Annotated in this window: 9 protein-coding genes; 6 read left to right on the top strand and 3 right to left on the bottom strand. The window is 64.7% G+C overall.

The features are described from left to right. Positions 1 to 177 precede the first annotated feature (177 nt). Positions 178 to 996, top strand: a complete 819-nt coding sequence (locus DVK01_RS11595; RefSeq protein ID WP_121536787.1) for a halocyanin domain-containing protein — start codon at positions 178 to 180, stop codon at positions 994 to 996. Between the two features lie 41 nt (positions 997 to 1,037). On the opposite strand, the gene DVK01_RS11590 is transcribed toward DVK01_RS11595, so the two are convergent. Further along, positions 1,038 to 1,811 carry a fumarylacetoacetate hydrolase family protein gene (locus DVK01_RS11590; protein WP_101349755.1) on the bottom strand — a complete coding sequence of 258 codons (774 nt, stop codon included), beginning with the start codon at positions 1,809 to 1,811 and terminating at the stop codon, positions 1,038 to 1,040. A 163-nt stretch (positions 1,812 to 1,974) separates the two neighbouring features. Here DVK01_RS11590 and DVK01_RS11585 point away from each other — a divergent pair, with 163 nt between their 5' ends. Genes DVK01_RS11585 through DVK01_RS11570 form a run of 4 tightly spaced genes read left to right on the top strand, consistent with a single transcriptional unit; the run spans position 1,975 to position 5,931 of the window. Continuing rightward, on the top strand, positions 1,975 to 2,709 hold the full coding sequence (locus DVK01_RS11585; protein WP_121536785.1) for a prephenate dehydrogenase/arogenate dehydrogenase family protein: 735 nt from the start codon (positions 1,975 to 1,977) through the stop codon (positions 2,707 to 2,709). Then, the gene (locus DVK01_RS11580; RefSeq protein ID WP_121536783.1) at positions 2,706 to 4,160 is read left to right on the top strand and encodes a small ribosomal subunit Rsm22 family protein; all 1,455 of its coding nucleotides are present in this window, start codon (positions 2,706 to 2,708) and stop codon (positions 4,158 to 4,160) included. Before DVK01_RS11585 ends, DVK01_RS11580 begins: the two co-directional genes overlap by 4 nt. 36 nt (positions 4,161 to 4,196) lie before the next feature. Further along, positions 4,197 to 5,000, top strand: coding sequence for a 5'/3'-nucleotidase SurE (gene surE, locus DVK01_RS11575; protein WP_101349752.1), 804 nt, complete (start codon positions 4,197 to 4,199; stop codon positions 4,998 to 5,000). Positions 5,001 to 5,007: 7 nt separating this feature from the next. Then, positions 5,008 to 5,931: a DMT family transporter gene (locus tag DVK01_RS11570; RefSeq protein ID WP_121536781.1), complete on the top strand. Its 924-nt coding sequence runs from the start codon at positions 5,008 to 5,010 to the stop codon at positions 5,929 to 5,931. A gap of 2 nt (positions 5,932 to 5,933) precedes the next feature. Here DVK01_RS11570 and DVK01_RS11565 read toward each other — a convergent pair whose 3' ends face one another. Beyond that, positions 5,934 to 7,184 (bottom strand): DHHA1 domain-containing protein, encoded by a 1,251-nt coding sequence (locus DVK01_RS11565; RefSeq protein ID WP_121536779.1) that lies wholly within the window; start codon positions 7,182 to 7,184, stop codon positions 5,934 to 5,936. Positions 7,185 to 7,416: 232 nt separating this feature from the next. Here DVK01_RS11565 and DVK01_RS22845 point away from each other — a divergent pair, with 232 nt between their 5' ends. Continuing rightward, positions 7,417 to 7,542, top strand: coding sequence for a hypothetical protein (locus tag DVK01_RS22845; protein ID WP_255410216.1), 126 nt, complete (start codon positions 7,417 to 7,419; stop codon positions 7,540 to 7,542). A gap of 299 nt (positions 7,543 to 7,841) precedes the next feature. Here the strand turns inward: DVK01_RS22845 and DVK01_RS11560 are convergent, their stop codons facing one another. Continuing rightward, positions 7,842 to 9,416 (bottom strand): methyl-accepting chemotaxis protein, encoded by a 1,575-nt coding sequence (locus DVK01_RS11560; protein WP_121536777.1) that lies wholly within the window; start codon positions 9,414 to 9,416, stop codon positions 7,842 to 7,844. Position 9,417 lies beyond the last annotated feature (1 nt).

Raw genomic sequence — 9,417 nt, 5'->3', positions numbered from 1 at the left:
GGAAATATAAAACACCCTCAGATAAAGGGCGACCGTTTGTTTCCAGAATCTGGAAAGGGCACACTCCCTTTTCTATCATCGAATGACAACAGCTAGATTGCTATGCAACGGCCCTCCACTCGCAGACAGTTTCTCGCAGGCACAGGGTTGACAGCGCTCGCCGTTACCGCTGGGTGCGTGTCCTCGGGAAGTAGTTCGAAACCAGCGGCCGAAACCGGAACAGCGACCGAAACTGCGACGCCAACCACGACGCCTGAACAGACGCCTGAACCGACGCCTGAATCGCTTGACGACTGGCTTGATGATGCCAACGGCTACGACGGCGAACCCCACAGGTACGGCCCCGAGTCCCGGCCGACAATCCTGGTTGGACAGGAGACGGATGGCGGACTAGCATTCAGCCCACCGGCCATAGAAGTCCCACCGGGGACGATAGTCCGCTGGGACTGGACTGGGCACGGCGGTCAGCAGAACGTAGTCGCCGTAGACGGTACCTTTGACAGCGGCCGAACAAACGCCCAGCCCGGGACGGGGTATCACTACTTCTTCGAGGAGACCGGCGAGTACCGCTACGTCTCCGAACCGCATCGCGACGATGGGATGAAGGGTGCGATTATCGTGAAAGAGCCACCGTCTTCAGGCAACACAGAGGTCGACGAGTGGCTCGTAGAATCCAGTAACTTCGACGGCACCATTATCGATCGGACCGGCACTGACACGGCAACTGTCACAACCGGCGCGGAAGGCAACGGCGGGGGGTTCGCGTTCGACCCCCCGGCGCTGAAGGTTTCGACTGAGACGACCGTCCGCTGGGAGTGGACCGGCGAGGGGGGTCCCCACAACATCGTCTCAAAGGGAGATGGGCCGCTCGATTCGGAACTCGTCGCCGAAGACGGAAGCGCTTATCAGCACACCTTCGAGGAAACCGGGACCTACCTGTACTCGTGTAAACCGCACCAAGGCCTGGGGATGAGAGGCGCAATCATTGTCGAATAGTAATCGTCGTCGAACCGCGTCGGAACGGACATGTCGGTCGCCTACGGAATCTTGACGCTGTGTTTGAGCGTCCCGATACCTTCGATTTCGACTTCGACTTCGTCGCCGTCTTCCATCGGGCCGACGCCCTCCGGCGTCCCCGTGGCGATGACATCGCCGGGTTCCAGCGTCATGTATGACGTTATTTCGGCGATCAGTTCGGGGACGGAGAAGATGAGGTGGTCGCGAGAGGAGGACTGCTTCGTCTCGCCGTTGAGACGGAGTTCGATGCTGGCGTCTTCGGGGACGTGTTCTGGGGTGGCCACGAGTGGGCCGATGGGACAGGCGTTGTCGAAGGCCTTCCCGCGGACCCAGTTCTGTTCCTGGCGCTGGTCGTCGCGGTTCGAGATGTCGTTGACGCAGGTGTACCCTGCGACGACATCCATCGCGCCCGATTCGCTGACGTTCCGGCACTGCTCGCCGATGACAACGCCGAGTTCCGCCTCGTAGTCGATGCGCTCCTTCCCCGAGGGCATCGTGAGGTGCTTGCCGTGCGAGGCGACGGCGTTTGGCGCTTTGAGAAACAGCATCGGCCGGTCCGGGAGCTCCGAGTCCATCTCCTCGGCGTGGTCGGCGTAGTTGCGCCCGATGCAGACGACTTTCGTCGGCTCGCAGGGCGGCAGGATATCCACCTCGTCGGGGTCGTAGGACTCGTCGCCAAAGGCGATACGGCCGTACGGTCCGGCGGCGGCGGTGACGACGGGCTCACCGTCCTCGACGGTCCAGCGACCCCCCCGGACGTTCCCCGCGGTATCACGGAATCGAACGCGCTTCATGTCACCGTTCTCTCAGGGCCGACAGATAAGCGTTTAGGAGGGGGAAACCGGACTACAGCGGGCTGTTCGACGGCTGTCTACCCGTCCATCGTCACCTGCGGTGTCGCGGCGAGCAGAAGCGTGACCGAACGGCTTTTGAGACGGGACGGGCTACGCTGGGCCGATGAACGTCCTCGTCGTCGGTGCCGGCGCGATGGGCCGGTGGTTCGCCCGCACGGTCCGGACTCACGCCGACGCGTCCGTCGCCTTCACCGACCTCGACCAGTCGGCCGCTGAAGCCGCCGCTGACGCGGTCGGCGGGCGCGCTGTTGCCAGCGACGCGGCCGAGACTTTTGACGTGGTCTGTGTCGCCGTGCCGATGCCCGTCGCCGGGGCGGCCATCGACGAGTTCGCGCCGCTTGCCACGGGTGCAATCGTCGACGTGACCGGGAGCATGGCCGGCCCCGTCGCGGCGATGCAGGACGCGATGCCCGACGGCCAGCGACTCAGCCTTCACCCGCTTTTCGCCCCCGAGAACGCGCCCGGCAACGTCGCCGTCGTCGCCGACGCACCGGGGCCAGAGACCGAGGCCGTCGTCGACGCCCTCGCCGCGGCCGGGAACAACTGCTTCGAGACGACGGCGGCGGAACACGACGAGGCCATGGAGACGGTCCAGGCCAGCGCCCATGCAGCGGTGCTCGCGTTTGCGATGGCCGCCGCCGACGTGCCGGACCGGTTCCAGACGCCGATTTCGGCTGGTCTGTTCGACCTCGTCGAGCAGGTCACCGGCGGCGACCCGCGGGTGTACGCTGACATCCAAGACGCCTTCGACGGCGCGGACGCCGTGGCCGACGCGGCCAGGGAACTCGCCGATGCCGACGCTGACACTTTCGAACGGCTGTACGAGCGACTCTCATGAACCAGGACACACGAAAGCAGATACGCGACAACGCCCAGTACCTCCGGAACGTCCGGCCACTGGACCCCGAGGAGCTACACGAGTACGTCGAGGGCCAGCCCCACCCCGCCGTCGTGAGGCAGGTACTCCGGGAGGAAGCCTTTGATCTCGGTCTCGTCGAGCGCGAGGACGGGACCTTCGTCCCGGCACCTGAGGAACGGCTCTCGGTGACTTTCGACGGCGTCGACCGGTTCCCCGACCGCTACGAACAGCAGGTCATCGACCTGCTGACGGAGTGGGGCGGGCTGGAGTGGCACAGCGGCGACAGCGGCGACCAGCTCCGCGAGCGCATCCGCGACATCAAGGAGCGGTACCTCCGCGGGCAGGCCGTCGAGTACGACGAACTGACGGCGCTTGGCTACGCCGTCTACCACCTCCCGGACTACTACGCCGTGGCGAAGTACGTCCTCGCGGACCTCGCCGTCGACGGCCTGCTCCCGTCACAGCTTCGAGTGCTGGACGTGGGGGCCGGCGTCGGCGGCCCGGCGCTGGCCCTGCGGGACCTGCTCCCCGACGACGCCCTGCTCGACTATCACGCGGTCGAACCCAGCGCCGCTGCGGACGTGCTGGAACACCTTCTAGAGGACAGCAGCGGGAACGTCCGCTGGGAGATTCACCGGGAGACGGCGGAGGCGTTCGACCCGGCGTCGCCGTTCGAGGGCGACGGCAGTGATGGGACCGGAGACGGGAACGGCGACGCCGGCTACGACCTCGTCATCTTCGGGAACGTCCTCAGCGAACTCGACGACGCGGCGGCGACGCTCTACCGGTACGTCGAGGCGATCGCCGACGACGGGACGTTGCTGGCGCTGGCTCCGGCCGACCGCAACACGGCGATACAGCTCCGAACCGTCGAACGGGAGGTGGCCGACGGCGGCCCAGCAACGGTGTACGGGCCGACGGTGCGGCTCTGGCCCCACCAGTCCCCCGACAGCGAGTCGTGGTCGTTCGACCGCAAGCCGGACATCGCGGTTCCGACGATGCAAAAACGGCTCGACGACGCCGGTGGCGGCACGGGCGAGTTCGTCAACACGGACGTGCAGTTCGCCTACAGCGTCCTGCGAACCGACGGGAAGCGAACGCACGACGTGACGCCGGACCGCGGCATCCACGCACCGATGGCCGACGCCGAGAACTACGTCACCGACCGGGTGAACTTTCTGGGCGTGAAGCTCAGCCACGACCTCGCCGAGCGGGAGGGCGCAAACCCGCTGTACTTGCTCGGAGACGGGAGCCAGCAGGTCGACCACTTCGCCGTCCTCACAGAGGCGTCGATACTGAACGAAGACCTCCGGAAAGCCGACTACGGCGACCTGCTGTCCTTCGAGAACGCGCTGGTCCTGTGGAACGACGACGAGGAGGCGTACAACGTCGTCGTCGACGGCGAGACGGTTGTCGACCGAGCGCGCTAGCGGTGGGCTTTTCTCGCAGACGGCCCCACGGAACGTATGGACGAGCCGACGATTCTGCTGACGAACGACGACGGAATCGAGAGCGCCGGCCTCCGGGCGGTGTACGACGGTCTCTCGACAGTCGGCGACGTGACCGCTGTCGCCCCGGCGGAAGACCAGAGCGCGGTCGGGCGGGCTATTTCCCACGAAGTGACCGTCCACGAGCACGAACTCGGCTACGCCGTCGAAGGGACGCCCTCAGACTGCGTCGTGGCGGGACTGGAAGCGCTCGTCACCGACGCTGACCTCGTCGTCGCGGGCTGTAACCGCGGGGCGAACCTCGGTGCGTACGTTCTCGGCCGCTCGGGGACCGTCAGCGCCGCCGTCGAGGCTACCTTCTTCGACGTGCCGGCGATGGCCGTCTCTATGTACATCCCGGTCCGCGAGGACGCTGCGTTCGCCGATATCGAAGCTAACGGCGACAGCTACCGCGAGGCAGCGAAAGCGACGACCTACCTCGCCGACCACGCCGTCGATGCCGGCGTGTTCGAACAGTGCGACTACCTGAACATCAACGCCCCCGTCGCCGAGTGGGGCGACGCACAGATGACGGTCACACGACCGTCTCACCTCTACGAGATGGACGCTGTGCAGGATGGCGACGCCGTGACCCTCCACGACCGCATCTGGGAGCACATGGCCGAGGGCGACATCCCCGACCCCGAGGGGACGGACCGCCGCGCCGTCGTCGACGGAAAAGTCAGTGTCTCGCCGCTGACTGCGCCACACACGACGGAACATCACGAGGCGCTCGACGCTATCGCGGAGACCTACGAGCCGGGCGACGAGGCGGCCGACTGAGCGGACGATGCGGTTCCGTAACGCAATCCTCTTCGTCGCGCTCGCAGTCGCCTGGGGCAGCGCATTCACCGCTATCAAAGCCGGGCTGGAGTACTTCCCACCGATCCTGTTTGCTGCGTTCCGGTACGACCTCGCCGGGGTGTTGATGCTCGGCTACGCGGTGTACGCTACCGACCAGTGGTTCCCGAAGGGCCGCTCCGACTGGATCGTCATAGGGATCGGCGGCACACTCATGATTGCGGCGTATCACATCTTCCTGTTCGTCGGCGAGCAGGGGACCACGAGCGCCGCCGCCGCTATCGTCGTCAGCCTCTCGCCGATTCTCACGACCGGGTTCGCGCGGGCGTTCCTGCCGGACGAACGGCTCACGACGCTGGGCATCGTCGGCCTGCTCGTCGGATTCGTCGGTGTCGGCGTCCTCAGCAACCCCGACCCGGGAAACCTCCTCAACCCCCGGACTGTCTCGCTGGTTCTGGTGTTCCTCGCGGCCACGGCCTTCGCTCTCGGAAGCGTGCTGACCCGTCGGGTCGACGACGATCTGGAGATAGAGACGATGGAAGCGTGGTCGATGCTGCTCGGTGCGGTGCTTATGCACGGTGTCAGCCTCGGGGCCGCTGAATCGATAGCCGATGTTCAGTGGACTGGTGAAGCCGTGCTGGCCCTGCTGTATCTGGTCGTCGTCGCCAGCGCGCTGGGCTTTCTCATCTACTTCGACCTGCTGGAGCGGCTGGGACCTATCGAGATCAATCTCGTCTCTTACGCTGCGCCGGTCGTCGCCGCCGCCACCGGACTGCTGTTCCTTGGCGAGACCCCGACGGTCTACACTGGTGTCGGGTTCGGCTGTATTCTCATCGGATTCGGCCTGCTGAAGCGGGACGCGCTGCGAAACGAGGTCGCGCGGTTCGGCGGGACGCCGAGGCGGGGGGACTGAAGTCAGTCGCCGCCGGCCGTCGTGTCACGGATGAACGCGACGACGTCGTCCCCGTCGGCGTCGAGCCCGCCGCCCTGCGCGACGGTCGGCCGGCCGCCGCCACCGCCGCCGAACTCCGCGGTCACGCGGTCGACCACCTCGCCGGCGTCGACGTCGCCGGTCGTCGCGACGCCCAGGTACTGGCCGTCGTCGTCCACCAGCGCGGCCACGTCGACGGCGTCGCCGACGGCACCTTCCGCCCGGTTGGCCAGCCCGTTCGCGTCGAGTCCCGCGACGGTGCCGACGAGCCACCGCCGTCCGTCCGCCTCGACGGCGTCGTCCCGCAGGTCGGCGATGCGGGCGTCGACGAGTTGTTCCCGGAGCGTCGCCACGGTATCCCGGAGGTCGTCGCGCTCTGACTGCAGGGCCGCCACGGCGTCCGGCAGTTCGGCGACGTTCGTATCCAGTGCCCGTGCGGCCCGTCTGGACTGCTCGTGTTCGGTCGCGCGCTGGCGAATCGCCCGCGGGCCGACGGCGAACTCGACGCGGGTCAGCCCCTCGCCGGGGTTGGACCGGCCGAGCACCGTCACCGGTCCGATCTCCCGCGTGTTCCCGACGTGTGTCCCGCCACAGGCCGCCACGTCCCAGTCCTCGATGGTGACGACCCGGACCGTCTCGCCCTCGATACCTTCCTCGGTCTTCGTGTTGAACGCGATGTCCTCGCGGCCCAGCGCCTCCTCGCGCGGGATTTGCTCCCAGGTCACGTCGTAGGACTCCCAGACGGCGCGGTTGGTCAGCCGCTCGAGTTCCGCGAGCGTCGAGTCGTCGATTTCGGTCGTCGTCTCGAAGTCCACCCGCACCTTCCCGCTGACAGCTGGCCCGAAGTCGTCGTCACCGGCATCGTCTGGGACCGTCGCGCTGATGTCGAAGCCGCCGTAGCCGAGGTCCGACAGCAGCCGGCGACCGGCGCCATAGAGGACGTGACTGGCCGTGTGGGCACGCATACAGTAGGTCCGAAACGCCGCGTCGACTACGCCTTCGACCGACTCACCCGGCTCGAAAGACGGCGGTTCGGCCAGTTCGTGGACGATGTCCCCGTCCCGGTGTTGCACGTCGACAACCTCGACACCACCGAGCGTCCCCCGGTCCGCCGGCTGGCCACCGCCTTCGGCGTAAAAGTACGTCTCCGTTAGCACGACGGCGGTCGAATCGATACGGTCGACGGTCGACGTAAACGTCGTCACAGTGGGCTCGGCTGCGGCTGTTCCCGTCATCGGAGGTGGCTACGTTGGCGTGCACAAAAACGTCTGGGCGTGCCCTGGACGGGCAGGCGTCTGGGACCACCCAATCGACAGGAGCGCAGTGTTCATGCGCACCGAGTCGATTCGGCTGTAGAGTGACCGACGCCGGTTGCACCGTTATCGACGGCATAATCCGCTGTGTGGCACTGTCCCCGTTCCCGATACAGAGCTCCTAATTAAGTACCGACAGTGACGCGTACCGCTCATGCTCGGGACCGGGGTCCAGTCGATAGTGCTCTTGCTGGTGGTGGTCTGGCTGTTTGCAGTCGGACTGGTTCTGGCGCTTCTGTATGCGTCCGGCAAGCAGGATCGGGAGCAGGTCCGGGCGTAACAGGGGTGGCTGTATAGGCTGGACGGTCTGTTAGCGGCGTCTGACGCTCGGCTGACGCCCATCCGAATCGACCCTATGTCTTGCGATTTTCACTTTCACCGTGGATTGACTGATGATATGAGTCTTGGTGTCCTGTCTGGCAATATGATGGAGCGATTACGCCGGGTCGTAGGGGCTCGACAGCAGTCACATCTGGAGTGTCGACGCTGTGGAACGACCCTCGAAACGGACGCGACGACCTGCCCGATCTGTGACTCCAGTGCTATCGCGCGGTACGATCTGTAGCCGTCGGCGCTCAGTTAGTCCGTCGTCACCTCCGCACTCACAGTCCCCGGCCGGGCCTGTTGCTCCTGAACGTCAAATTGGGCGACGAGAGAGAGGAGTCGATCTGCACTGTCCGACAGCGACTCAGCGCTGGTCGCGATCTCCTGAATCGTCGCGGTCTGCTCCTCCGTCGCCGCCGAGACTTCCTGTGCTTGGTCGGCCGTCCGGTCGCTGATCGATGTTACCTCGTCCAGCATCGTGACGACCTTCTGTCCGGAATCAGCCTGCTGGTCGGTGGCCTGACTGATCGACTGGATCGCGCTGCTGGCCTCCTCGACCTCGGTGACAATCCGGTTCAGTACGGTGGCTGTCTCGTCGATTGTCTCACGCGTTTCCTCGACCTCTGACTGCGTGTCATAGATATCGTCGGCGACACTTTCGGTCGAGTTCTCGATGCCCTCAATGAGCGTTTCGACTTCCTGAGTTGCGTCGGCGGTCTCACCGGCAAGCGATTTGATTTCGGATGCGACAACAGCAAATCCTTCACCCGCTTCGCCGGCACGCGCAGCCTCAATTGACGCATTGAGGGCGAGCATGTTCGTCTGTTCCGCGATGTCGTTTATCAGGTTCACGACCTCTTCGATTCGCTCGACAGCGTTCTGGAGGTTTGCCACCTCTGAGACAGTTTCGTCAGTCCGGGCTTCAAGCGTAGCCATCTTGTCGACGGCTGTTTCGGCCGCTTTTTCGCCTTCCTGACCCAGTTCTGCGGCCTGCTGTGACTGGGTAGCGACTTCTTCTGATGAGGAGGCGATCTCTTCAATCGTCGCCGATAAGTCGCTCATCTCGCTGCTCGCTTCGTTGATTTTCTCGCTCTGTGTTTCTGTTCCGGCCGAAATCTCTTCAGTGCTCTCCGCGACTTCTGCGCTGGCGGACCGGATATCCGAGGCACCGCCCGTGACTTCTGTGCTTTCCGTATCAACCTGCTGTGCAAACGATTGAATCTCGGCGATAACGGTCTGGAGTTCGTCCATCATCGAATTAAACCCCGACCCGATTCTTGCCATCGCATCGTTCTGGCTGTCCGCATCTACCCGGACAGTAAGGTCCCCGGCGGCTGCTCGTTCCATCGCCTGACCGTATGACGTGGCAGTTGATTCAAGCTCCGTGGTCAGCTGCTCGAGCTCCGCCTCGCGTTCCTCAATTTCTGCGCGCGCCTCCTCAGATTCGCGCTGTGCGTCTTTCGCCTGCTTGCGCTGTTCCTCCGCTTTCTGTTTCGCTTTCTCTGCTTCCTGTCGTTTCGTCTCTGCCTCGTCGACCAGTTCCTGCATCTCTGTGACCAGCGAGAGAGTCGCTGTGCCCCCGATTGCGAAGACAGCAACTGTTGCTGTCATCAACGGCCCCGTTGCCAGATTGAACACCTCCTCGTAGATGCCGGCCTTCTCCAGCATAAGGCTGAATGTCCAGACAGCACCAAGCGTAGATGCGAAGCTGAACGTCAGCCAGAAGGCCGATTCAGCCTCCGTGTCTCGATAATTGAGCCAGCCGAGCGCCGTCGCAGCAATAAACCCCAGCGCGCCCAGCCCATCAAAGATAGGTGCAATTCCGACCATC

Source organism: Haloarcula sp. Atlit-120R (assembly GCF_003665885.1).
Classification (GTDB): Archaea; Halobacteriota; Halobacteria; order Halobacteriales; family Haloarculaceae; genus Haloarcula; species Haloarcula taiwanensis.
This window is presented reverse-complemented; position numbering and strand designations above follow the sequence as displayed.

What these genes read in the sequence shown, in the direction of transcription:
- DVK01_RS11590 (WP_101349755.1), bottom strand. Translation starts at nt 1,811, where the DNA reads ATGAAGCGCGTTCGATTCCGTGATACCGCGGGGAACGTCCGGGGGGGT.
- DVK01_RS11585 (WP_121536785.1), top strand. Translation starts at nt 1,975, where the DNA reads ATGAACGTCCTCGTCGTCGGTGCCGGCGCGATGGGCCGGTGGTTCGCC.
- DVK01_RS11580 (WP_121536783.1), top strand. Translation starts at nt 2,706, where the DNA reads ATGAACCAGGACACACGAAAGCAGATACGCGACAACGCCCAGTACCTC.
- surE (WP_101349752.1), top strand. Translation starts at nt 4,197, where the DNA reads ATGGACGAGCCGACGATTCTGCTGACGAACGACGACGGAATCGAGAGC.
- DVK01_RS11570 (WP_121536781.1), top strand. Translation starts at nt 5,008, where the DNA reads ATGCGGTTCCGTAACGCAATCCTCTTCGTCGCGCTCGCAGTCGCCTGG.
- DVK01_RS11565 (WP_121536779.1), bottom strand. Translation starts at nt 7,184, where the DNA reads ATGACGGGAACAGCCGCAGCCGAGCCCACTGTGACGACGTTTACGTCG.
- DVK01_RS22845 (WP_255410216.1), top strand. Translation starts at nt 7,417, where the DNA reads ATGCTCGGGACCGGGGTCCAGTCGATAGTGCTCTTGCTGGTGGTGGTC.
- DVK01_RS11560 (WP_121536777.1), bottom strand. Translation starts at nt 9,416, where the DNA reads ATGGTCGGAATTGCACCTATCTTTGATGGGCTGGGCGCGCTGGGGTTT.